Annotated in this window: 21 protein-coding genes and 1 pseudogene; 8 read left to right on the plus strand and 14 right to left on the minus strand. The window is 66.4% G+C overall.

Features of this window, described 5'->3' with window-relative positions:
* Nucleotides 1-48 precede the first annotated feature (48 nt).
* Genes B6S44_RS00505 through fliL form a run of 4 tightly spaced genes read right to left on the minus strand, consistent with a single transcriptional unit; the run spans nucleotide 49 to nucleotide 2,984 of the window.
* On the minus strand, nucleotides 49-849 hold the full coding sequence (locus B6S44_RS00505) for a MotE family protein (RefSeq protein WP_129154855.1): 801 nt from the start codon (nucleotides 847-849) through the stop codon (nucleotides 49-51).
* A complete protein-coding gene (locus B6S44_RS00510; RefSeq protein WP_129154856.1) occupies nucleotides 846-1,292 on the minus strand; it encodes a DUF6468 domain-containing protein in 447 nt (148 codons plus the stop codon). Before B6S44_RS00510 ends, B6S44_RS00505 begins: the two co-directional genes overlap by 4 nt.
* An 18-nt stretch (nucleotides 1,293-1,310) precedes the next feature.
* Entirely contained in the window at nucleotides 1,311-2,441 is a 1,131-nt protein-coding gene (fliM, locus tag B6S44_RS00515; protein ID WP_129154857.1) for a flagellar motor switch protein FliM, read from the minus strand.
* 30 nt (nucleotides 2,442-2,471) lie between these two features.
* Complete coding sequence (gene fliL, locus B6S44_RS00520; protein ID WP_129154858.1) at nucleotides 2,472-2,984, minus strand: flagellar basal body-associated protein FliL; 513 nt, start codon at nucleotides 2,982-2,984, stop codon at nucleotides 2,472-2,474.
* Between the two features lie 289 nt (nucleotides 2,985-3,273).
* Here fliL and flgF point away from each other — a divergent pair, with 289 nt between their 5' ends.
* The 4 genes from flgF to flgH are packed head-to-tail and all read left to right on the plus strand — an operon-like array spanning nucleotide 3,274 to nucleotide 6,647.
* Nucleotides 3,274-4,017 (plus strand): flagellar basal-body rod protein FlgF, encoded by a 744-nt coding sequence (gene flgF / locus B6S44_RS00525; protein WP_129154859.1) that lies wholly within the window; start codon nucleotides 3,274-3,276, stop codon nucleotides 4,015-4,017.
* 19 nt (nucleotides 4,018-4,036) lie between these two features.
* Nucleotides 4,037-4,825, plus strand: a complete 789-nt coding sequence (gene flgG, locus B6S44_RS00530; protein WP_129154860.1) for a flagellar basal-body rod protein FlgG — start codon at nucleotides 4,037-4,039, stop codon at nucleotides 4,823-4,825.
* Between the two features lie 14 nt (nucleotides 4,826-4,839).
* Complete coding sequence (flgA, locus tag B6S44_RS00535; protein ID WP_164985666.1) at nucleotides 4,840-5,871, plus strand: flagellar basal body P-ring formation chaperone FlgA; 1,032 nt, start codon at nucleotides 4,840-4,842, stop codon at nucleotides 5,869-5,871.
* 11 nt (nucleotides 5,872-5,882) lie between these two features.
* Entirely contained in the window at nucleotides 5,883-6,647 is a 765-nt protein-coding gene (gene flgH, locus B6S44_RS00540) for a flagellar basal body L-ring protein FlgH (protein ID WP_465246073.1), read from the plus strand.
* A 245-nt stretch (nucleotides 6,648-6,892) separates the two neighbouring features.
* Here flgH and B6S44_RS00545 read toward each other — a convergent pair whose 3' ends face one another.
* Nucleotides 6,893-7,837 (minus strand): hydrogen peroxide-inducible genes activator, encoded by a 945-nt coding sequence (locus B6S44_RS00545; RefSeq protein WP_129154863.1) that lies wholly within the window; start codon nucleotides 7,835-7,837, stop codon nucleotides 6,893-6,895.
* Between the two features lie 97 nt (nucleotides 7,838-7,934).
* On the opposite strand from B6S44_RS00545, the gene katG reads away from it, so the two are divergent.
* Entirely contained in the window at nucleotides 7,935-10,199 is a 2,265-nt protein-coding gene (gene katG, locus B6S44_RS00550; protein WP_129154864.1) for a catalase/peroxidase HPI, read from the plus strand.
* A 129-nt stretch (nucleotides 10,200-10,328) separates the two neighbouring features.
* Here katG and dksA read toward each other — a convergent pair whose 3' ends face one another.
* From dksA to B6S44_RS00575, 5 genes are all read right to left on the minus strand, one after another.
* A complete protein-coding gene (gene dksA, locus B6S44_RS00555) occupies nucleotides 10,329-10,751 on the minus strand; it encodes an RNA polymerase-binding protein DksA (RefSeq protein WP_126110106.1) in 423 nt (140 codons plus the stop codon).
* Nucleotides 10,752-10,898: 147 nt separating this feature from the next.
* Entirely contained in the window at nucleotides 10,899-11,114 is a 216-nt protein-coding gene (locus tag B6S44_RS00560; RefSeq protein ID WP_129154865.1) for a hypothetical protein, read from the minus strand.
* Between the two features lie 126 nt (nucleotides 11,115-11,240).
* Nucleotides 11,241-12,614, minus strand: a complete 1,374-nt coding sequence (locus tag B6S44_RS00565) for an MBOAT family O-acyltransferase (RefSeq protein WP_129154866.1) — start codon at nucleotides 12,612-12,614, stop codon at nucleotides 11,241-11,243.
* A 98-nt stretch (nucleotides 12,615-12,712) separates the two neighbouring features.
* Nucleotides 12,713-13,789 carry a tartrate dehydrogenase gene (locus B6S44_RS00570; RefSeq protein WP_129154867.1) on the minus strand — a complete coding sequence of 359 codons (1,077 nt, stop codon included), beginning with the start codon at nucleotides 13,787-13,789 and terminating at the stop codon, nucleotides 12,713-12,715.
* A gap of 69 nt (nucleotides 13,790-13,858) precedes the next feature.
* Nucleotides 13,859-14,833 carry a tripartite tricarboxylate transporter substrate-binding protein gene (locus tag B6S44_RS00575; protein WP_129154868.1) on the minus strand — a complete coding sequence of 325 codons (975 nt, stop codon included), beginning with the start codon at nucleotides 14,831-14,833 and terminating at the stop codon, nucleotides 13,859-13,861.
* 173 nt (nucleotides 14,834-15,006) lie between these two features.
* On the opposite strand from B6S44_RS00575, the gene B6S44_RS00580 reads away from it, so the two are divergent.
* The gene (locus B6S44_RS00580) at nucleotides 15,007-15,714 is read left to right on the plus strand and encodes a GntR family transcriptional regulator (protein WP_129154869.1); all 708 of its coding nucleotides are present in this window, start codon (nucleotides 15,007-15,009) and stop codon (nucleotides 15,712-15,714) included.
* Nucleotides 15,715-15,861: 147 nt separating this feature from the next.
* Here B6S44_RS00580 and B6S44_RS00585 read toward each other — a convergent pair whose 3' ends face one another.
* Complete coding sequence (locus tag B6S44_RS00585; RefSeq protein WP_129154870.1) at nucleotides 15,862-16,275, minus strand: cupin domain-containing protein; 414 nt, start codon at nucleotides 16,273-16,275, stop codon at nucleotides 15,862-15,864.
* Between the two features lie 19 nt (nucleotides 16,276-16,294).
* The gene (locus tag B6S44_RS00590) at nucleotides 16,295-17,059 is read right to left on the minus strand and encodes an SDR family oxidoreductase (RefSeq protein WP_129154871.1); all 765 of its coding nucleotides are present in this window, start codon (nucleotides 17,057-17,059) and stop codon (nucleotides 16,295-16,297) included.
* 237 nt (nucleotides 17,060-17,296) lie between these two features.
* On the opposite strand from B6S44_RS00590, the gene B6S44_RS00595 reads away from it, so the two are divergent.
* Both B6S44_RS00595 and B6S44_RS00600 read left to right on the plus strand, forming a co-directional pair.
* Nucleotides 17,297-18,886: a winged helix-turn-helix domain-containing protein gene (locus B6S44_RS00595; protein ID WP_129154872.1), complete on the plus strand. Its 1,590-nt coding sequence runs from the start codon at nucleotides 17,297-17,299 to the stop codon at nucleotides 18,884-18,886.
* A 698-nt stretch (nucleotides 18,887-19,584) separates the two neighbouring features.
* Nucleotides 19,585-20,077: pseudogene (locus tag B6S44_RS00600) on the plus strand (2-oxoadipate dioxygenase/decarboxylase family protein); the annotation flags it as partial.
* 49 nt (nucleotides 20,078-20,126) lie between these two features.
* Here the strand turns inward: B6S44_RS00600 and B6S44_RS00605 are convergent.
* Nucleotides 20,127-21,104 (minus strand): Bug family tripartite tricarboxylate transporter substrate binding protein, encoded by a 978-nt coding sequence (locus B6S44_RS00605; RefSeq protein ID WP_129154873.1) that lies wholly within the window; start codon nucleotides 21,102-21,104, stop codon nucleotides 20,127-20,129.
* A gap of 43 nt (nucleotides 21,105-21,147) precedes the next feature.
* Nucleotides 21,148-21,996, minus strand: coding sequence for a fumarylacetoacetate hydrolase family protein (locus B6S44_RS00610; protein WP_129154874.1), 849 nt, complete (start codon nucleotides 21,994-21,996; stop codon nucleotides 21,148-21,150).
* Between the last annotated feature and the right edge of the window lie 7 nt (nucleotides 21,997-22,003).

Here is a 22,003-nt window from a genome sequence, read left to right on the forward strand (position 1 = left end):
GGCCTGATCGCTGCGCGACCTGTCAGCCAAGTCAAACCGGCAGGGTGGTCAGCGTCGCGGCGCGGGCTCGATCGCCTGCAGTTCATTGCCTGCCGGCATGGCGGCCGGAGCGCGTTCGGTGGCGACCACGGGACGCCCGCGCAGCGAGAGCGCGACGGTGAGCCGCTCCGCCGCCTCCGGCGACATCGCGGCGAGCACGTCCGACATCTTGCGCGGGCTCATCTGCTGGACGACGGGAACCAGGATGTCGAGCGCCAGCCGGTCGAAGACGCGGGCGGCGTCTTTCGGCTTCATCGTTTCGTACATGATCACCAGGTTCTTGGCGGCTTGATTGGCCTCGGTCTCCTGCTTGCGCGGGCCTTCGGCCTTCTCTTCCAGTGCCTTGAGATCGTCGACGCGGCCGCCGAGCTTCTTCTCGGCCGAATCGAGCAGCTTCTCGCGCATGTCGAGCTCGCGCATGCGGGCTTCGATCTCCTCGCGGCGCTGGCCGAGCCGTTCGAGCAGGGCTTTCTCCGCCGGCGAGACCGGCTGGGCCGTGCCGTTCATCAGGCCGGCCTTGTTGTTCGGGGCGGCGTCGCGCTTGGCCTGCTCCTCGGGCGGGAGCTTGGGCGCCGGCGGGTCGATCGTGCCGGTGGTCTCGGGATCCATGAAGACGTCGGGCTGATGGGCTTTGGCGATGATCTTGGCCAGCCCCCAGACCTCTTTTTCAGGCTTGGCGGGGAGGGCCTTGGCGCTCGCTGTCGGCACCTTGCTCGGAGGAGGCTCCGCCGACCAGGCAAGCAGCTTCAGCGCCAGGAGACCCATGGCGCCGAGGATGACGGCTGGAATCAGGCGGGGCGACTGGATCACGCAGCCTGGCCTTCGAGCCTGCGGGCGGCGCGGGCGCGGATCGCGGCGGCGGCGTCGGCGGCGCTCGCCATGCGCGAGAGCACCGGCTTCTCGGGCTCGGGCGCGGGCTTGGCCGCGACCATGCTGGCGGCACTGACGATCTGGCCGATGCGCTCCATCACGCCCTGGCCGACCTCGATCTGCTGGGCGAGGTCGGCAGCGTAGCGCTCGGCGGTGCGCAGGCGTTCGCCGAGCGTGCGATCACAGTCGCCGAGCGTCAGCTTCAGGCCGGCGATGGCGCGCTCGGCCGTATCGGTGGCGGAGATCAGCGCGCCGATGGTCTGACGCATGGCGCTCTCATCGGCCTTCAACCGTTCGATGCGCTTGGAGAGCACGAAGCAGGTGATGATGGTGGCGACCAACAGGCAGCCCACCAGCGCATCGGCGATCAGGGTGATGGTCATGGGGCAGGGACTCCCTGGTCAGGACGCCGGATTGAGATGGCTGGTGTCGAAGGCGGCCATGGTCGTCTTCGAGCGTCGCAACGGGCTGACGACCTGGACCGCGATCTTGTCGTCGACGCGCCCGATCCGGCCTTCGCTGACGATGAACTCGCCGCAGCGCAGCGATGCGACGGAGTCGGGGCGTGCATCGAACATCAGCGTGTCACCGATTTCGAGCTTCATCACCCGCTTCAGCGGCATAGTGCATTCGTGCAGCACGCATTTGACCGCGACATCCGCCTGCCAGACCTCGGTCGCGAGATGGTTCTCCCAGATCGGATCGCGCCCGAGCTTCTCACCCATGAAGCTCTCGAGCAGCAATTCCCGGATCGGCTCGATGGTGGCGTAGGGCAGGAGCAGATGGAGCGAGCCGCCGCGGCCCTCCATGTCGAAGCGCAGCTCGACGCGGATGGCGGCGTTGGCCGGCCGGGAGATCGAGACGAAGCGCGGATTGGATTCGATCCGGTCGATCTTGAAGTTCACCGGCGAGAGCGGCTTGAAGGCGGCTTCGGCATCGCCGAGCACGACGCCGATGACGCGGCGTAGCAGGCTCATCTCAATCGAGGTGAAGGGGCGCCCGTCGACCCGCGCCGCCGACTGGCCACGCTTGCCGCCGAGCATGGTGTCGAGCACCGAATAGGTGAGGGCGGACTCGATGGTGACGAGGCCGAAATTGTCCCATTCCTCGGCCTTGAACACGGCGAGCATCGCCGGCAGCGAGATCGAGTTCATATAGTCGCCGAAGCGCACCGAGCGGATGCTTTCCAGCGTCACCTCGACATTGTCGCTGAATAGGTTGCGCAGGCTGGTGGAGAGGAGGCGGACCAGACGCTCGAAGATGATTTCGAGCATCGGCAGGCGTTCATAGGTGACCGAGCCCGAATCGACGATCGCCTGGATGCCGTTGCGGCCGCCCTTGCCGTCGTCTCCGATGGAGAAGCCGAGCATCGTATCGATCTCGTCCTGATTCATCAGGCGATCGATATTGGCTTCCGCTTCGCCACCGTCCTCGTCGACGATGTCGGGCATGGCAGCCCACTCCGCCGCCATGCCTTCCGGCGTCAGCGGCAGTTTGTCCTTGTCCTGGGCTTCGAGGTCGCTGCTGGCCATGTGGGTCTGCTCGGGCGAATGAGGCTGCCGCTATTGCAGCAGCAGTTCCTTGAAGAGGACGGCGTCGACCTTTGCCGGGTAGACGGTGACGTTGACCCGGCGCAGCAGCTCTTCCTTGAGCCGGTACATGCCGGCCGAGCCGTCGAGGTCGGAAGGACGCAGCTCGCGCATGAAGACCTGGAAGGCGTCCTCGACGCGCGGCAGCAGCGGCTTGACCTGGTCCGCGGTCTTGGGATCGGCGATCTCGAGCGCGACCTTGATCTTGACGATCGGCTGGCGATCCTGCTGCGGCCCGGCAGAGATGCCGATCATCATGTCCTTCATCTCGACGAAGGTGATCAGCTTCTTGGCAGCCGCGGCGGTCTGCTCGGCCGTCACCTCCTCGACGGGCTTCTTCTTCATAAGGAAGAACCAGCCACCGCCGAGTACCGCGACGAGCGCCGCGGCGCCGCCGATCATGACGAGCTTCTTCTTGCCGGATTTCGGCGCCGCGTCGGCGCCGCCCTCGGCGGTCTCGTCGTCCTTGCTCGTCTTCTTCGCCATCTCGGCTTGCCCGCCCGGGACGGGCACCGCCGCCGGCCCGTCTCTCTGGCTCCGACCTTGACCAATTACGGTTAACGGCTCGTTAAGCAGGGCAGTTTTTGCCGGGTCGTTTCTGCCGCGCTGGCGAGTTCGTGCCGGTGCAATAAGAGGCGCCCATCAGGTCAATATTTAGCTATATCAATGGCTTGCCAGAATTAACCATGTTGGCATGTCGCTTGCCACCTGATTGGCGTGGCCACCGCGCTGGGGAGCGTCGGGGCGGCCATGGGACAGATCGGGAGCAGGAGCCGTGGAAAACGCGCTTCTCGTCAGCCTGTCGCGCCAGATGGCTCTGGCGCGCGAGCTCGACGTCATCGCCAACAACGTCGCCAATGTCGGCACGAACGGCTTCAAGGCGCGCTCGGCGCGCTTTGCCGAGTACGTCTCGCCGACGGCGCGCGCCGACACCTTCCAGACGCAGGATCGCCGGCTCTCCTATGTCATCGACAAGGGCACGCCGATCGACCTCTCGCTGGGGGCGATCGAGCGCACCGGCAACCCACTCGACGTCGCGGTTCAGGGCGACAACTATCTCGTCGTCCAGACCCCCCAGGGCGAGCGCTACACCCGCGCCGGCTCACTCGATATCAATGGCCGCGGCCAGCTCGTGACCCAGTCCGGCCAGCCGGTCATGGGCGATGGCGGGCCGATTGTCTTCGGTTCGACCGAGAGCAACCCGCGGATCGCCACGGATGGCACGGTCACGTCCGATCAGGGCCAGCGCGGCAAGCTCCGGATCGTCCGCTTCGACAACCCCGCCGCGCTCGCCAGCGATGGCAGCAACCTGTTCTCCTCGACCACCGCTGCGCAGGCCGCAGGCCCACAGGCGCGGCTCGAGACCGGGGCGATCGAGCGCTCCAACGTCAAGGCCGTGGTCGAGATGACGCGGCTGGTCGAGGTCCAGCGCGCCTATCAGACGCTCTCGGCGATGATGGCCAAGACCGACGAACTACGTGCCAAGGCGATCACCCGCCTGGCCGATCAGCAAGCCTGACGCGGAAAGGGAGCAATCCATGCGCGCGCTTTACACTGCCGCCACCGGCATGATGGCCCAGGAACTCAACGTCCAGGTCATCTCGAACAACATCGCGAACGTCCGCACCACCGGCTACAAGCGCCAACGCGTGCATTTCCAGGACCTGCTCTACGAGCACTTTCGCCGCGCCGGCACGCAGACCTCGGACCAGAACACGCAGGTTCCAGCCGGCACCTTCGTCGGCTCGGGCGTCAAGACCGCCTCGACCGGGCGGGTGATGAGCCAGGGCAACCTGACGCCGACGGAGAAGCAGTACGACATCGCGATCCGCGGCGAGGGCTTCTTCCGCATCCAGATGCCGGACGGCCGCACCGCCTATTCGCGTGACGGCTCCTTCGATCTCGACAGCCAAGGTCGGCTGGTGACGCGCGACGGCTACCAGGTCCAGCCGGGCATCACCGTCCCGAACAACGCGACTAGCGTCAACATCAACGCGCAGGGCACGGTCGAGGTCAATCTTCCCGGCCAGACCGCTCCGCAGCAGCTCGGCCAGATCCAGCTCACCCGCTTTATCAACAAGGTTGGCCTCGAATCGATCGGCGACAACCTGTTCATCGAAACGGCTGGCTCCGGCCCGGCGATCGACGGGCTCGGCGGCGAAGAGGGCTTCGGCACGCTGCAGCAGAACTACCTGGAAGAAGGCAACGTCCAGGCGGTGACCGAGCTCTCCTCGCTGATCGCGGCGCAGCGCGCCTACGAGATGAACTCCAAGGTGATCTCGGCCGCTGACCAGATGATGCAGTCGACCACGCAGATCATGCGCTGAGAGGGATGAGCCAGATGATCCGCTCCATTCTCCTGATCGCGACCATGACCGCGATTCCCGCCATGGCGCTGGCCGAAGCGGTGGCTCCGGCCGGCGAGCGTACGCCCGCGGCCGCGCCGGCGGCAGCCTCCAAGCTCAAGCTGAAGACCGACCTCACCCTCTCGCGCGACATTATCGGCTTCGGCGACCTGATCGCCGGTCTGTCGCCGCAGGATGCGGCGCTGCCCGCCTTCAGGGCGCCGGCGCTCGGCGAGACCGGCACGATCCAGGTCAGCCGCATCGTCGAGGCCGCGGTGAAGCACGGCCTCCTGCGCGATGCGCAGGAGCTCGATGGCCAGGGCGTCGCCCAGGTGGTGGTGACCCGGGCGTCGCGCCGGATCACCGGGCTCGATGTCGAGGCCGCCGTGAAGTCGGCATTGCTCGAACGCTTCGGCTTCGACGGGCGCGCCTTCGCGCTGCTGCTCGATGGCGGCGCACCCTCCGTCGTGGTCGAACCGGAATTGACCGGCGACCTCGCCGCGCTCGACCTGAATTACGACGCACGTACCCGCCGTATCACCGGCCGCCTGACCATGCCTGGCAGCGCCGCGACCCGGCTGAAACCGGTGCGCGTCTCGGGCCAGCTGGTCGAGACGACGGAGGCCGTGGTGTCGCTGCGCACGATCGCCCGTGGCGAGACGCTCAAGGCATCCGACGTCACCATCGAGCGCCGGCCGCGCGATGCGCAGTTCAACGATGTGATCGGCGAGGCGAAAGCGGCGGTCGGCAAGGTCGCCAAGCGAATGCTGGTGGCGGGCTCGGTGCTGCGCAGCGGCGATGTCCAGCGCGAGGAGATCGTCGGGCGCGGCGACATCGTCACGATCCTCTACGAGGCGCGCGGCGTCGCGATCAGCATGCGCGGCCGCGCCAACGAGGCCGGTGCGATCGGCGACGTCATCTCGATCACCAATCCACAATCCAAGCGCGTGCTGCAGGGAACCGTCACCGGTCCCGGGCGCGTCAACGTCAGCCCGCAGGGCGGCGGCCAGATCGCCGCTGCCCGCTGAAGGCGATCCCATTGCTCCAGTTGCGGACCATTCCCATGACCCGGACCAACCCTCTTTCCATCCCCGCTGCCCTTGGCCTCAGCCTGATGCTGGGGGCTTGCGGTGCCGCCGACAGGCTCGCCAATGTCGGCCAGGCGCCGGCCCTGTCGCCGATCGAGGACCCGACCGCCGCCAAGGGCTACAAGCCGGTGCAGATGCCGATGCCGCCGATCGAGCACGCCTCCTTCGCGCCGAACTCGCTCTGGCGCACCGGCTCGCGCGCCTTCTTCAAGGACCAGCGCGCCCGCCAGGTCGGCGATCTCGTCACGGTCAAGGTCAAGGTCACCGACCGGGCCCAGCTCGACAACACCACCAAGCGCAGCCGCAAGAACGGCGAAGACCTCGGTGCCGAGAATTTCTTCGGCGCCGAGAGCAAATGGAGCAAGAAGGCCGATCCCAGCTCGCTGCTGAAGCTGGATTCGGATTCGTCGAGCGAGGGCACCGGCTCGGTGCGCCGGGCCGAGCAGCTCGCCACCAATGTCGCTGCCGCCGTCACCCAGACCCTGCCGAACGGCAATCTGGTGATCGAGGGCAAGCAGGAGATCCGGGTGAATTTCGAGGTGCGCGAGCTGATCGTCGCCGGCGTGATCCGGCCGGAGGACATCGAATCCGACAACACGATCGAGTCGGCCAAGATCGCCCAGGCCCGCATCGCCTATGGCGGCCGTGGCCAGATCACCGACGTGCAGCAGCCACGCTATGGCCAGCAGGTGATGGACATCCTGCTGCCGTTCTGAGGCATGTCCCGGAAAAGTGGAAACCGGTTTTCCGAGACAGGACATGCCTGAAAGATAATACCCATCCCGAGTTTCCGGCGCGACGGCAACGCTCCCCACGTTCCATGCCTTCGCGCCGGGCGGCGGTCTCTCCCGAGCCGCCTTTCCTCCCGGCCGCCCGCCACGCTCCCCAGCTATCCACGGCTGGCGGCCAGAAGCCCCGCGCCCTCCCGCGCGGGGCTTTCCTCTTTAGGCGTGAACCGCCGTCAAGCCTCGAGGACAGAGCCGGAAGAGGAGGCGTCGTGGGCCTGCCGCAGCGCGCCGGCCGATCCGCGAACCATGTCGGAGATCTCGAGCAATTGCCTCGCCAGCGGGCTGGTCTTGCGCCAGACCATGCCGATGGTCCGCGAAGGCTCGGGCTGTCCGAAGCGCACGACCGAGACCGATGCCGAGCGCGTCTCGACCGCCACCGCCATTTCCGGGATCAGGGTGACCCCGAGGCCCGCATCGACCATCTGGACCAGCGTCGACAGCGAGCTTGCATCGAGGAGGTCGCGCGGCTGCGCGGTGCGCGGCTTGGTGTTGCAAAAGGAGAGGGCCTGGTCGCGAAAGCAATGGCCCTCTTCCAGCAGCAGCAGCCGCATCTCGCGCAACGCTTCGCGATCGGGCACGGGCTTGCCCTCGTCCTGGCGCGGGCGGACGAGGACGAAGCTTTCGGTGAAGAGGGCGATCTCGGTCAGTGACGGTTCCGATACCGGCAGGGCGACGATCGCCATGTCGAGCCGGCCCTCGTTCAGCTCCTGGACCAGCCTCGGCGTCAGCGTCTCGCGCACGTGCAGGTCGAGGCCGCCATGCAGGCGAGTGAGATCGCCGATGAGGCTCGGCAGCAGATAGGGCGCGACCGTCGGGATCACGCCGATGCGCAGTTTCGCAACGAGCCCGTTCCGTGAGGCGCGCGCGTAGCCCTCCAGCTCGTCGAGGGCGCGCAGGATATCCTTGCCCCGCTGGGCGATCTCCTCGCCGAAGCTGGTCAGGCGCACCTGGCGCCTGTCCCGCTCGAACAGCTCGGCGCCGAGCTCTTCCTCGAGCGTCTTGATCTGCATGGACAGCGCCGGCTGCGAGATGGCGCAGGATTCGGCGGCGCGTCCGAAATGGCCATGCCGTGCCAGCGCCTCCAGATAGCGAAGCTGCTTGAAGGTCAGGTTTGTCATAATCTGAGCTTATCGTCGCGATCAGAAAATCGGAATTAAAATAATGAAATCCTTTTGCTAAGACCCACCCAGCAGCCAGCTGAGCTCGGAGAGTGACATGAACGCGAAGACTGAGGACAGCACGGGCAAATGCCCCGTCGCCCATGGCGGCGGCGCCCGGCAGAACCACGACTGGTGGCCGAACCGGCTGCCTGTCGAGCTGTTGAATCAGCACTCGGCCAAGTCTGACCCTCTGGGCCAGGCTTTCGACTATCGCGAGGCGTTCAAGACGCTCGACTATGAGGCGCTGAAGAACGATCTGCGCAAGCTGATGACCGATTCGCAGGAGTGGTGGCCTGCCGATTTCGGCCATTATGGTCCCCTGTTCATCCGCATGGCCTGGCACAGCGCCGGTACCTATCGCCTCGCCGATGGACGGGGCGGTGGTGGCCGTGGCCAGCAGCGCTTCGCTCCGCTCAACAGCTGGCCGGACAATGTCAGCCTCGACAAGGCGCGCCGCCTGCTCTGGCCAATCAAGCAGAAGCACGGCCAGAAAATATCGTGGGCGGACCTGATGATCCTCGCCGGCAACGTCGCGCTCGAGACGATGGGCTTCCGCACCTTCGGCTTCGCCGCCGGACGCGCCGACACCTGGGAACCGGACCAGGACGTCTACTGGGGCCGTGAGACGGCCTGGCTCGGCGGTGATCTGCGCTATGCCAATGGCTCTGAGGGCGTAAAAAAGCCTGCCGGCGAAGCCGTGCTCGTCTCCGACGACGATGCCGACGGCAAGGTGCATTCGCGCAACCTCGAAAACCCGCTCGCCGCGGCGCAGATGGGCCTGATCTACGTCAATCCAGAAGGTCCGGACGGCAATCCCGACCCGCTGCTGGCCGCAAGGGACATCCGCGACACCTTCGCCCGCATGGCGATGAACGACGAGGAGACCGTCGCTCTCATCGCCGGCGGCCACACCTTCGGCAAGACTCACGGCGCCGGCCCGACCGACAATGTCGGTTCCGATCCCGAGGCCGACGGCCTCGAAGCGCAGGGCCTCGGCTGGCACAACAGCTTCGGCTCCGGCAAGGGCGGGGATACCATCACCAGCGGCCTCGAGGTCACCTGGACCCAGACGCCGGCGCAGTGGAGCAATTTCTTCTTTGAGAACCTCTTCGGCTTCGAATGGGAACTGGAGAAGTCGCCGGCCGGCGCTCATCAGTGGGTCGCCAAGAATTCCGACGCGATCATCCCTGACGCACATGATCGGTCAAAGAAGCGCAAGCCGACGATGCTGACGACCGATCTGTCGCTGCGTGTCGACCCGGCCTATGAGAAAATCTCGCGCCGCTTCCTCGAGAACCCGCAGGCCTTCGCCGAGGCCTTCGCCCGCGCCTGGTTCAAGCTGACCCATCGCGATCTCGGCCCGCGCTCGCGCTATCTCGGCCCGGAAGTGCCGAAGGAAGAGCTGATCTGGCAGGATGTGGTGCCGGCGGTCGACCATCCGCTGGTCAACGCGGTGGACATCGCCGCGCTCAAGGAGAAAATCAGGGGCTCCAGCCTCAGTGTCTCCGAGCTGGTCGGCACCGCCTGGGCCTCCGCCTCGACCTTCCGCGGCGGCGACAAGCGCGGCGGTGCCAATGGCGCGCGCATCCGCCTGGCGCCGCAGAAGGATTGGGAGGTCAACAAACCGGCCGAGCTCGCTAGGGTGATCGAGGTGCTCGACGGCATCCGCCGCCAGTTCAACAAGGAGGCCGACGGCGACCAGAAGATCTCGCTGGCCGACCTCATCGTGCTGGCCGGCAATGTCGGCGTCGAGCAGGCGGCCAAGGCCGCTGGCCACGAGGTGAGCGTGCCGTTCACCCCCGGCCGGACCGACGCCAGGCAGGAGCAGACCGACACCCACTCCTTCGATGTGATGGAGCCGGTCGTCGACGGCTTCCGCAACTACCAGAAGGCCGGGGCCAGGGTGCCGGCCGAGGTGGCGCTGATCGACAAGGCGCAGCTCCTGAGTCTGACCGCGCCCGAGTTGACCGTGCTGATCGGCGGCCTGCGCGCCATCGACATCAACGCCGACGGGACGAAGCACGGCATCCTGACCGACCGGCCGGGCGCGCTGACGAACGACTTCTTCGTAAACCTGCTCGACATGGGCACGCAGTGGAAGGCGGCCTCCGAGGCCAAGGACGTGTTCGCGGGCACCGATCGCAAGACCGGCGCGTCGAAGTGGACCGGCACCCGCACTGACCTCGTTTTCGGCTCGAACTCGATCCTGCGCGCTCTGGCCGAGGTCTATGCCAGCTCGGATGCTCAGGCGAAGTTCGTGAACGACTTCGTCGCGGCCTGGACCAAGGTGATGAACCTCGACCGCTTCGACCTCGCCTGATCCGATGACTTGGCCCGGCCGCCACGCCTCGTGGTGGCCGGGCTGTAATCCTGGTCTTCGATGAAAAAAGGCCCCGCAGCGAAACTGCGGGGCCTTTTTCTTGGAAAGGACGATGTTGTCTACCGCGCCTCAATCGTCGCGGAAGACGCGCTCGTTGCGCTCGTGGCGCTCTTGGGCTTCGAGCGAGAGCGTCGCGATCGGGCGGGCTTCCAGGCGCTTCAGCGAGATCGGTTCGCCGGTCTCCTCGCAATAGCCGTAGGAGCCGTCCTCGATGCGGGCGAGCGCGCTGTCGATCTTGGAGATCAGCTTGCGCTGGCGGTCGCGGGCGCGCAGTTCGATGGCGCGGTCGGTTTCCGAGGAGGCGCGGTCGGCGATGTCCGGATGGTTCTCGCTCTCGCTCTGCAGGGTGACCAGGGTCTCCTTGGCCTCCTTGAGGATCTCCTCCTTCCAGGCGAGCAGCTTGCCGCGAAAGTACTCGCGCTGCCGCTCATTCATGAACGGCTCCTTGTCGGAGGGTTTGTAGTCAGGCTCGAGACTGATCTGCTTCGACATGAGAGGCCTTCTGCATGAACGTCCGCTCGAGGGCCCCGCCGGCTTTGCCGTGTCGAGGCCGCCGATTTGGCGCCCTTATAGCGACTGGTCACATTAGGAACAATCGCTTTCGCGTCGCCATGAACAAGCTGGCAAAGTGCTGGAAAATCAACGCAATCCGATGATCGCCTCGGCGATGTCCGCGGCGAGCGGCCAGGCGATCCTCTGCCGGTAGTGGGTATGGTCGAAATAGTTGTCCGGCCCGCGATTCTCCGGCCGGTCTACGCGCCAGCCAATGAGAGCAGTTTTCGGGCGGCTCTCGACTAGCCTGGCATAGGCATCGCGGCAGGCGGCATCGGCCTGGGCGCCGGCGCTGCCGGGCATGGGCAGGGCAGTGACGAATTGGACGGCCGCACCAATCTGACGGGCACGTCCGGAACCATCATGTAGAGCAACTCATGCAGCGCCGCCTCGACCGGGAAAGTGCGGCCGAAACCGCCCCAGCGCCGGTCAGAACTGGAAGTAGATGAACTCGTAATTGGCGTCGTCGCCGATCTTGAACAGGACCAGCACGAAGAGGATGGCGGTGAGGACGGCGAGCCAGCGCGCCGGGGTCGCCTTGTGCACCGCCGCCCAGGCGGTCGGGCCGATCATCGCGACCGCGATCGCGGGCAGGAAGGCGCGCCATTTGAAGCCGGTGCCGACGGGGCCGAGGCCGAGCATGCCCTTGTAGATTGCGAGCGCCGCGTCGAAGGAGGTGGCGCGGAACAGCACCCAGCAGAAGGCGACAAAAAGGAAGGTCAGCGCCCAGCCGAGCAGCTTCGGCATCGGCAGCCCGGCGCGGCGCCAGAGCACGCCGATGGCGAGCACGACGCCATGCGCCACGCCCCAGGCGACGAAGTTGAGGCCGGCGCCGTGCCAGAGGCCGCCGAGCGCCATGGTGGCGAACAGCGCCCAGAGCTGCAGCGGCAGGCCATGCCGCGAGCCGCCGAGCGGAATGTAGAGATAGTCGCGCAGGAAGCGCGACAGGGTCATGTGCCAGCGCCGCCAGAAATCCTGCAGGCTGGTGGCACGATAGGGCGCGTCGAAATTCTGCGGCAGCACGATGCCGAAGAGCAGGGCCAGGCCCAGCGCCATGTCGGTGTAGCCGGAGAAGTCGAAATAGATCTGGAAGGTGAAGGCGAGGGTGCCTTGCCACGCCTGCGCCATGCTCACCACCTCGCCGGCAGCGGCGGCGGCGAAGACAGGGTTGGCGTATTCGGAGAGCGGGTCGCCGATCAGCACCTTCTTCGCCAGGCCAATCGTCAGCAGCATGATGCCGCGGGCGATGCGCTCGGCGGCGTCGGGTCGGAGGTAAGGTCGCTCGTCGAACTGGTGCATGATCTCGCGCCAGCGCACCAGCGGCCCGGCCAGCACCTGTGGGAAGAAGGCGATGTAGAGCGCATAGCGGACGAGATCGTAGCGCGGCGCCTCGCCCCGGCGCAGATCGGTCAGGTACATCACATGGTGGAAGGTGAAGAAGGAGATGCCGAGCGGCAGCGCGAGATCGAGCTTCGTCGTCGGCAATCCCGGAATAATCGCAGCGAGATCGGCGAAGAAGTTGAAGTATTTGAACAGCGCCAGGATCGCGAGGTTGATCGCGATGGCGAGCGTGATCAGCATCCCGCGCTTGGTCTTCAGGAAGGCTTCAGCGATCAGCCAGTTGAGCAGGATCGAGAAGGCGAGCAAGGGCACGAAGCGCCAGTCCCACCAGCCATAGAAGGCGAAGGAGAACAGGGCCAGCAGCGGCAGCCGCCAGGTCGGCGCGAAGCGCTCGACCAGCCAGTGCAGGGCGAGTGCCAGCGGCAGGAAGCCGAGCAGGAAGGCGAAGGAGTTGAACAGCATCGGGCGGATGAGGGTGGCAGGAGAGGGCCGCCTTAGATGATTATCGTCGCCCTGTCATGGTCGGGACGTCGCACGCCGCCGTCGCCGCTGCCCGTCGCTCAGATGTTGTCGCCGCGTAGCGCCTCGCACACGGCTTCCGTCACCTCTTTCGTCGTCGCCTTGCCGCCGAGGTCTGGCGTGTGCAGGGCAGGGTCGGCGGTGATGCGCTCGACGGCACGCATCAGCCGGGCCGCCGCGGCCTTCTCGCCGAGATGCTCGAGCATCATCGCTCCCGTCCAGAAGGTCGCGACGGGATTCGCGATGCCCTTTCCGGTGATGTCGAAGGCCGAGCCGTGGATCGGCTCGAACATGGACGGGCTCTTGCGCTCGGGATTGAGATTCGCGGTCGGCGCGATGCCGAGCGAGCCGGCGAGCGCCGCGGCGAGGTCGGAGAGGATGTCGGCGTGGAGATTGGTCGCGACGATGGTGTCGAGCGTCTCGGGCTTCAGCGTCATGCGCATGGTCATCGCGTCGACCAGCATCTTGTCCCAGCTGACATCCGGGAAACCTGCCGCGACCTCGGCGGCGATCTCGTCCCACATCACCATGCCATGGCGCTGGGCGTTCGACTTGGTGACCACGGTCAGAAACTTGCGCGGCCGCGAGCGGGCGATCTCGAAGGCGTAGCGGATGATCCGGGTCACGCCCGCGCGCGTGAACATGGCGACATCGGTCGCGACCTCCTCCGGCAGGCCCTTGTGCACGCGGCCACCGACGCCGGAATACTCGCCCTCCGAGTTCTCGCGCACGATCACCCAGTCGAGCTCGGGGCCGGAGACATGGCGCAGCGGGCTCACGATCCCCGGCAGGATGCGGGTCGGCCGGACATTGGCGTACTGGTCGAGCGGCTGGCAGATGGCGAGCCGGAGGCCCCAGAGCGTCAGGTGGTCGGGGATGTCGGGCGCGCCGACGGCGCCGAAATAGATCGCGTCGAAAGCCCGCAACTGGTCCGCCCCGTCGGCCGGCATCATCAGGCCGTGCTTGCGATAATAGTCGGAGCCCCAGTCGAAGGATTCGACGTCGAGGCTAAAGCCGCCATCGCGTTCGGCGCAGACCTCCAGGGCCTGGAGCCCGGCGGCGATGACCTCGGGGCCGATACCGTCTCCGCCGATGGCGGCGATCCTGTGCGTGCGCATATTCTCGTCCGGTGCTTTTGAGCTGCTGTGAGATGCGGCGGCCGGCAGGGCCGAGCGCAGTCTTGGTGGCTACTGTGCCGTCACGCCGGCATTGCGGATGACCGGCACCCATTTGTCGATCTCGCTGCGGACGAGCTCGCCGAGCGCGGCCGGCGTCTGCCCGGCCTCATCGGGGAGTTCGGCGCCGAGATCGAGGAAGCGCTTGCGCGTCGTCTCGTCCTTGAGCGCGGCGCGGGCTGCGGCATTCAGCCGGTCGACGATCTCCTTGGGCGTGCCCCTCGGCGCGAACATCGCGTTCCAGCCGGTGGCCTGGAACTGCGGCAACCCCTGCTCGGCCGAGGTCGGGACATCGGGAATGACCGGGAGCCGGTCCTTGACCGCGACGACGAGGCCCTTGCCTTCCTTGGCCTGCACGGTCGGGACGATGGCCACCGTCTGGTCGCAGACATAATCGACCTGGCCGCCGAGCAGCGCGTTCAGCGCCGGTCCCGAGCCGCGGAAGGGGACGTGCTGCGGCTTGGTGCCGAGCAGCGAGTCGAGGAAGAGGCAGGTCAGATGCGAGGTCGAGCCGACCCCGCCGGAGCCGTAGTTCAGCTTTTCGGCATTGGCCTTGAGATAGGCGACGAACTCGCGGAAATCCTTGACCGGGAGGTCCTTTTTCGCGACCACCAGCATCGGCGTCGAAGCCGAATTCATCACCGGCTCGAAATCGGTGCGCGGGTCGTAGGCGAGCTTGGGATAGAGTCCGACGCTCGCGGCCTGCGTGCCGAGGTTGCCCATCAGCAGCGTGTAGCCGTCGGGCGTCGCCTTGGCGACGCGGGTCGCCCCCGTGGTGCCGCCGGCGCCGGCGACGTTCTCGACCACGACCGACTGGCCGAGCGTGCGGCCCATATGGTCGGCCATCAGCCTGGCGACGATGTCGGTGGTGCCGCCGGCGGCGAAGGGCACGACCAGCGTGATCGGGCGGGTCGGGTACGGCGTCTGCGCTGCCACTGAAGATGTCGCCGCCAGCCCGAGCGCCAGCGCGAACAGGATTCGCTTCATCGGTTCTCTCCCTTAAGTCGGCGCCCTGAGGCGGCGCGTCGATCTGCTCTTCCATTTATCTTCCATGGAAGTTTGCATGGTTGATCGTCATCGCGAGAAGCCGTGCTGTCAAGCTTCCATTCTTGCTTGCATGGAAATAATCACATGTGCTCAATCGGCTGCTGGAGGGGCCTATGGTCGAGCTTGCGCGTGCCGGGATTGTCGACGCTGGAGCCAAACGGGGCTCCTTGGTCGACGAGGCCTATGCCGCGCTGAAGCAGGCGATTCGCGACACTGATTTTCCACCCGGCTATCAGGGCTCCGAGCAGGAGATCGCGGTTCGGCTCGGCATGAGCCGCACGCCTGTGCACGAGGCGATCATCCGGCTGCAGGAGGACGGGCTGGTCCGCGTCCTGTCCAAGCGCGGCGTGCTGATCTGCCCGCTGGCGCCGCAGGACATCCGGGAGATCTACGAGGTCGTCATCGCGGTGGAATCGATGGCGGCGGAATTGCTGGCGGCCTTGCCGGATGCGGCGCGCGCGACCGTGGCCGATGAGCTGGAAGCGGCGACCGCCGCGATGGATGAGGCACTGGCGCGCGACGACTTGCCTGGCTGGGCCGAGGCCGACGAACTCTTCCATCGCCTGCTGGCCGAGCGCTGCGGCAATGGGCGCTTGCGCCGCATTGCCCAGACGGTGACCGACCAGGCGCATCGGGCGCGCATGCTGACGCTGAAGCTGCGGGCGCGGCCAATCGGTTCGGCGCAGGCGCATCGCCTGATCATCGCAGCCGTGCTGGTCGGCGACGCCGGTGAGGCCCATCGTTGCGCCCGGGCCCACCGCGTTGCCGCGCGCGACGAGATCGTTCCTTTGATCGAGCATATCGGCCTGCGGCAGCTCTGACGGGCTGGCCGCCTTACGCTCCGCTTGCGATGCTGAAGGCGCTCTACGATCTGTCGGATCTGGGTCTAGGTCCTGTCCCCATTGAATGCCGAAGGTTGCGAAGCAGCGCCCGGCGGTGGGGAAACCCAACGCCGGGGTGCGACCAGCTCATTTCGTGACGAACCTGGTCAGCTCCGTCTCGTTCGTGTCGACGACGAACACGGCCAGGATGCGTGCTGGTTCGGTCGCGCTGGCGTTCGCGCTGACGCCATGGAAGGCGCCGGGCTCCTCGACCCAGTTTTCGCCGGCCTTGTAGACCTTCTCCGGCGAACCATTGACGCTGCTGCGCACCGCGCCCTCGAGAACGGTCGCATAGATGAAGGCGGATTTCGCATGAGTGTGGGCCGACGAGGCGCCACCCGGCCCGTATTCGACGAGCACGCTCTTCAAGCTCTTGCCAGGGATATTCGGAATCGGGCGATCGAACACGATCGTCAACTTGGCCGCGGTGGGCTCGGCGGCCGGAGCCGCGGTGATCGCCAGCGCCGTGAAGGCGACGGCCGAGAAAAATCGCGTAAGCATTGCAAACCCTCCTTGCTGGTCAGCTTCTGGCCTGCTGCGCCTTGGACTGGCCGAGCCAGTCCTCGAAGCGGATCGCGCCGATGCGCGCGTTCTCGCCGGGTGTGAGCGAGCGGTCGGAGAGAACGGCGCCGTAGTAGCGCGCGTGGATATCCGGCACGACCTTGCGCGGGTCCTGCGTCGCCCGCAGGAAGCGCCGGGCCAATTCGTCGAGCGGCATCGCTTCGGGACCGGCAACCTCGACCGTGCCGTTGACCGGCGGAGCGAGCGCGACATCGGCCAGCGCCGCCGCGACATCGCTCGATGCCATCGGCTGGATCAGGGCCGGCGACAGGCGAATCTCGTCGCCAATGGTGGCCGACTGGGCGATGGCGCCGACGAACTCGAAGAACTGAGTGGCGCGCAGGATGGAGTAGGAGATGCCGGAGGCCTTGATCAGGTCTTCCTGAGCGACCTTCGCCCGGAAATAACCGTTCTCGGGCAGCCGCTCGCTGCCGACGATCGAGAGGGCGACATGGTGGCGTACGCCGGCGGCGGCTTCCGCGGCGAGCAGATTGCGGCCCGAGGTCTCGAAGAAGTCGAGGACGGCCTTGTCCTCCCAGACGGGCGCGTTCGCCACGTCGACGACGACGTCGGCACCGTCGAGCGCTTCGGCCAGACCTTCGCGGGTGATGGTGTTGACGCCGGTGTTGGGCGCAGCTGCGAGCGCCTCATGGCCGCGCGCTTTGAGGTTCTGCACGAGCTTCGATCCGATGAGGCCGGTGCCGCCGATGACGACGATCTTCATGGGCTTTCTCCGTTTCTCCCGACCGCAACCATTGCCGTCGACATGGCCGGAGAGTGCCGCCGCGCTTGCGGGGAGTCCTTGCGGCGGGCTTGAATTGCTCTTGGGAGAAGCTTGGTTTCTTGTCCAAGTCGGCACCTTGCGGCAGAAGAGCGAGCCAGGGCGCTGTCCGTCTCGGATTGATCTCGATCAGCCGCCTCGGTCAACGCAACGACGGCATTCGGCCAGAGGATGACCGACGTGCAATTCGCGTTTGGAGATTACCTGCTCGACCCCGAGCGCCGGGAGCTGACCCTGCGCGCGCAGGTCGTGACCGTCGGGCCGCAGGTCTTCGACCTCCTGCTGCATCTTATCGGGAATCGCGACCGGGTCGTCAGCAAGGACGAGCTGCTGCAGGCGGTGTGGAGCGGCCGGGTCGTCTCCGAGTCGACGATCACCAGTCACATCAACGCGGTCAGGAAGGCCGTCGGTGATAATGGCAACGAGCAGCGCCTGGTCCGGACGATCGCCCGCAAGGGGTTCCGCTTCGTCGGCGAAGTCGAGCAGGCCGGGCAAGCGCGACAGCCGGTTGGGCCGGGCGTCCTCGAACGCGCCGCGAGCCAGGTGCCGGAACTGCGCTCCACGCCGCTCCCGCCGGACAAGCCCTCAATCACTGTCCTGCCCTTTCAGAACCTGAGCGGCGATCCCGAACAGGAGTATTTTGCCGACGGCGTGGTCGAGGACATCATCGCGGCCCTGTCGCGCATCCGCTGGCTGTTCGTCATCGCGCGCAATTCGAGCTTCGCCTTCAAGGGCCGGGCGGTGGATGTGAAGGAGATCGGCCGGGAGCTCGGCGTGCGCTACGTGCTGGAAGGCAGCGTCCGCAAATCCGGGAACAAGGTGCGCATCACCGGGCAGCTCATCGACGCGACAACCGGGACGCATCTCTGGGCGGAGCGCTTCGAAGGTATGCTCGACGACATTTTCGACCTGCAGGACCGGATCGCCGAAAGCGTCGTCGGCGCGATCGCACCGCAGCTCGAACGGGCGGAGATCGAACGCGCCAAGCGGAAGCCGACGGAGAGCCTGGACGCCTACGACTACTACCTGCGCGGCACGGCGAAGCTGCACTCCGGCACCAGGGAGGCCATCGAGGCGGCGCTGCCGCTGTTCTATATGGCCACCGAGCTCGATCCCGAATTCGCGTCGGCCTATGGCATGGCGGCCTGGTGCCATCTGTGGCGCAAGGTAAATGGCTGGATGGTCGATCGCCCGCGCGAGATCGCCGAGGGCGTGCGGTTGGCGCGGCAGGCGGTCGAATTCGGCCGGGACGATGCGGTCGCCCTGACCCGGGCCGGACATGCGCTCGGCCATTTCACCGGCGATCTCGATGGCGGCATCGCGCTGATCGACAGGGCGGTGCTCCTCAATCCGAACCTCGCCGCCGCCTGGTTCCTCGGCGGTTTCCTGCGCGCCCTCAACGGCGAACCTGTTTCCGCTCTCGAGCATTTCGAGCATGCCGTTCGCCTGAGCCCGCTGGATCCCGAAATCTTCAGGATGCAGGTCGGGATGGCGCTGGCGCATTTCTTCGCGGGGCACTTCGATTCCGCCGTGGCCTGGGCCGAAAAGGCCGCCGGAAACCTTCCCAGCCTCCTCGTCGCCGCCGCCGTGATGGCGGCGAGCCATGCGCTTTCTGGCCGTGCCAATGAGGCGAGGCAAGCGATGGAGCGTATGCATGCGCTCGATCCATCCATGCGGATCGCAAAGCTCAAGGACTGGCTTCCGATCCATCGCTCGGAAGATTTGGCGCGGTTCGCGGAGGGATTGCGGCTGGCCGGGTTGCCCGAGTGACGCGGCCTATGGGTCGTGGCGGATCTGCAGTCTTCGAGCGAATGCAGGAGTGGTATTCCGGCCGCCCGTCGGGTCACCAGCTTCCGCCTACGCCCTTAACCAAGGATCGAACGCGCGCGAAGCGCGCCTATGGAAGCGTCTCGCGAACTGCAACGATATTTCGAGACGGAGGCGCGCCGTGTTCTATCGCTTTGTCCCGATCGCCTCTGCGGCGTTCCAGCTCGCATTGGTGAGCCCGGTGTCGCATCGTCCTGCGCGGAGCGGATGAATGCTCTCGAAAACTGCGTCCACGCAGCAAAAGCGGCCGCCTCGACCTCGTCAGGCGGCCAGGGCGCCGCGGCAGCGCGCGCGAGCCAGCCATACAGTTCCGCAACCAGCCTTCAAGCACGCTCACTGTGAGAGCCCTCACGCAGCCCGTCGGATTGCGGGAGCTTTCGCGAGGTATGGCCACACCTGAGTGTGAAGAACGGCTCGGAGAGCTCGAGGCTGGCCCGATGGCCGATTTCTCTTCCCAGATGGAAAGTTCGCGAGGCCAGTTTCGATCAGGATGACTGCAGGGCACCTCGTGGCGAGCGTTAAAAGGGTGACGTAGCGCGCCGACCGGGACCGAGCGCTCTTGAGCGCACGACCGGCATCGAAAGACAGTCGGCCTCGCAGCAACCGATCCCACTCTCTCGCAAACACGACAGGAGCCTTCCATGACGGAAAACGGCATCTTCGTTCCGACCGACGCGATCAGGACGATGTTCTCGTGCGCCATGTCGGACATGTACCGGGAAGAGGTTCCGCAATACGGAACGCTGATGGAGCTGGTCGGCGAGATCAATCTCGCTACGCGCCGGGCCGATCCCACACTGGACCGCAGGCTGGTGTCCAACGCCGAGATCGAGCGGCTCGATCTCGAACGGCACGGTGCCATCCGTATCGGCACGGCGGCGGAACTGGCGACGATGCGGCGGCTCTTCGCCGTCATGGGTATGCATCCGGTCGGCTATTACGATCTCTCGGCTGCCGGCGTGCCTGTCCATTCAACCGCGTTCCGGCCACTTGATCCGGATGCGCTGCGGCGCAACCTGTTCCGTGTGTTCACATCTCTGCTGCGACTTGACCAAGGGACCGCATATCAATCACCTGACGCCGCGCACGCTGGACATCGATGCCGTGCAGGATGCAATGCCGAGACAAGGGATCGCTACGGCGGGCTGGGAAAAGGCTCACCTCATCGCCGGCCGGTGCGCGATCACTGCGGCTCTATGCCGAACTCCTTGATCAGCGCGCCCATGGTCGCGATCTCCTTGTTGAGGAAGGCCGAGGCACCGGCCGGCGTGGCGAGCGGGCCGACATCGACATCGAAGCCGAGCGTCGGGGCGCGCTCGCGGACGTCCGGCTGCTGGAGCGCCTCGCCGATCTTCTGGCTCAGCGTCTGGACGATCTCGGGCGGCGTGCCGGTGGGCGCCATGACCATGAACCAGCCGCCGATGTCCGCGCTAGGGAGGGATTCGGCGATCGCCGGCACGTTTGGGATCGACTTCAGGCGCCTCGTGCCGGCGACGGCGATCGGGCGCAGCGAGCCTTCCTTGATGAAAGGCTCCGCGACCGAGGCTGACTGGATCGTCGCCTGGACGCGTCCGGCGATCGCGTCCTGGATCGAGTTCGCCGCCGAAGCATAAGGAACGAGCACCATCCCGATGCCCGCACGCCGGTTGATGGTCTGGCCGATCAGGCCGGAGATGTTGCGCTCGCTGTCCACGGCAAGGCTAAGTGAGCCCGGCTTCGCCTTCTCCTGCGCGATCAAGTCGGCGAGCGAATGGATCGGCAGCTTCGGATCGACCAGCAGGACATGGTGGCTGCGCGCGACGAGCGCGACCGGCGCGAAGTCCTTCTCCGGATCGTAAGAGAGCTTCTTGAAGGTGTGCGGGTTGGTCGAGAGCGAGGCCGAGGTGGCGAAGAGAAACGTGTAGCCGTCCGGCGTGGCGCGTGCGACGGATTGGGTTCCGACGATGTTGGCGGCGCCGGTGCGGTTCTCGACATAGACCTGCTGGCCGAGGCTGCGCGAGAGCTTGTCGGCGAGCACGCGCGCCAGGATGTCGGGGCTGTTGCCGGCCGCCTGCGGCACCACGAGAGCGACCGGGCGCTGCGGCCAGGACTGGGCCTGGGCCGGCGTCGCGGCCGCCAGCGCAACCGCGGCCGAGAGCAACAACCATGTGAGCTTGGGCATCGTTTCCTCCGGGGTGGTTTGATTGTGATGGGAGTGCGCGCGGTCAGGCTTCGTCGGCGACGCCGTTGCGCAGCGTGCCGAGGCGATCGATCTCGACCTCCACGGTGTCGCCGGGTTTCAGCCAGAGTGGGGGCATGCGTTTGGCACCGACACCGCCCGGCGTGCCGGTCGCGATGACGTCGCCGGGCTCCAGCCGCGTGAAGGCGGAGCAGTATTCGATGATGCGCGGGATATCGAAGATCATCTGGTCGAAGGTCGCGTCCTGCACGACCTGACCGTTGACCCGCGTCTGCAATCTGAGCGCACCGAGTTCGCCGAGCTCGTCGGGCGTCATCATCCAGGGGCCGAAGGCGCCGGTGCCGGGAAAGTTCTTGCCGGGGGTGAACTGGTGGGTGTGACGCTGGAAATCGCGCACGCTGCCTTCATTGTAGCAGGCATAGCCTGCGATATGGCCGAAGGCGTCGGCCCGCGCGATGTAGCGCCCGGGCTTGCCGATGACGATGGCGAGTTCGCCTTCGAAGTCGAGCTCATGCGAGACGCGCGGCCGGACGATGTCCGTCTCATGGCCGATCTGGGAGTTGGTGAAGCGGCCGAAGATGGTCGGGTGATCGACTTCGGCGCGGCCGGTCTCCTTGCGATGCATCTCGTAGTTCAGGCCGACGCAGAGGATCTTGTCCGGATTCGGCAGCACGGGGAGCCAGGTGATGGCCGAGAGCGGGTGGCGAGGCGCGCCAGCGGCTGCCGCCGCGGCCTCGCCGAGAGCGTCGGCCGCGATAGCCGATTTCAGATCGGGGAAGCGGCTGCGCAGGGCGGCGCCGAGGTCGACCGCCTGCTCGCCCTCGATCAGGCCCCAGCTCGGGGAACCGCCTATCTGGAAAGTCGCAAAGCGCATGGGTTGG

This window comes from Allobosea sp. Tri-44 (genome assembly GCF_004123845.1).
Classification (GTDB): Bacteria; Pseudomonadota; Alphaproteobacteria; order Rhizobiales; family Beijerinckiaceae; genus Allobosea.

Bases quoted from the DNA above. Each gene is read 5' to 3' on its own strand.
- B6S44_RS00510 (WP_129154856.1), bottom strand. From the start codon at position 1,292: ATGACCATCACCCTGATCGCCGATGCGCTGGTGGGCTGCCTGTTGGTC.
- fliM (WP_129154857.1), bottom strand. From the start codon at position 2,441: ATGGCCAGCAGCGACCTCGAAGCCCAGGACAAGGACAAACTGCCGCTG.
- flgA (WP_164985666.1), top strand. From the start codon at position 4,840: ATGATCCGCTCCATTCTCCTGATCGCGACCATGACCGCGATTCCCGCC.
- B6S44_RS00570 (WP_129154867.1), bottom strand. From the start codon at position 13,789: ATGCGCACGCACAGGATCGCCGCCATCGGCGGAGACGGTATCGGCCCC.
- B6S44_RS00610 (WP_129154874.1), bottom strand. From the start codon at position 21,996: ATGCGCTTTGCGACTTTCCAGATAGGCGGTTCCCCGAGCTGGGGCCTG.
- B6S44_RS00590 (WP_129154871.1), bottom strand. From the start codon at position 17,059: ATGAAGATCGTCGTCATCGGCGGCACCGGCCTCATCGGATCGAAGCTC.
- B6S44_RS00580 (WP_129154869.1), top strand. From the start codon at position 15,007: ATGGTCGAGCTTGCGCGTGCCGGGATTGTCGACGCTGGAGCCAAACGG.
- flgG (WP_129154860.1), top strand. From the start codon at position 4,037: ATGCGCGCGCTTTACACTGCCGCCACCGGCATGATGGCCCAGGAACTC.
- katG (WP_129154864.1), top strand. From the start codon at position 7,935: ATGAACGCGAAGACTGAGGACAGCACGGGCAAATGCCCCGTCGCCCAT.
- B6S44_RS00585 (WP_129154870.1), bottom strand. From the start codon at position 16,275: ATGCTTACGCGATTTTTCTCGGCCGTCGCCTTCACGGCGCTGGCGATC.
- B6S44_RS00605 (WP_129154873.1), bottom strand. From the start codon at position 21,104: ATGCCCAAGCTCACATGGTTGTTGCTCTCGGCCGCGGTTGCGCTGGCG.
- B6S44_RS00545 (WP_129154863.1), bottom strand. From the start codon at position 7,837: ATGACAAACCTGACCTTCAAGCAGCTTCGCTATCTGGAGGCGCTGGCA.
- fliL (WP_129154858.1), bottom strand. From the start codon at position 2,984: ATGGCGAAGAAGACGAGCAAGGACGACGAGACCGCCGAGGGCGGCGCC.
- B6S44_RS00575 (WP_129154868.1), bottom strand. From the start codon at position 14,833: ATGAAGCGAATCCTGTTCGCGCTGGCGCTCGGGCTGGCGGCGACATCT.
- B6S44_RS00565 (WP_129154866.1), bottom strand. From the start codon at position 12,614: ATGCTGTTCAACTCCTTCGCCTTCCTGCTCGGCTTCCTGCCGCTGGCA.
- B6S44_RS00560 (WP_129154865.1), bottom strand. From the start codon at position 11,114: ATGCCCGGCAGCGCCGGCGCCCAGGCCGATGCCGCCTGCCGCGATGCC.
- dksA (WP_126110106.1), bottom strand. From the start codon at position 10,751: ATGTCGAAGCAGATCAGTCTCGAGCCTGACTACAAACCCTCCGACAAG.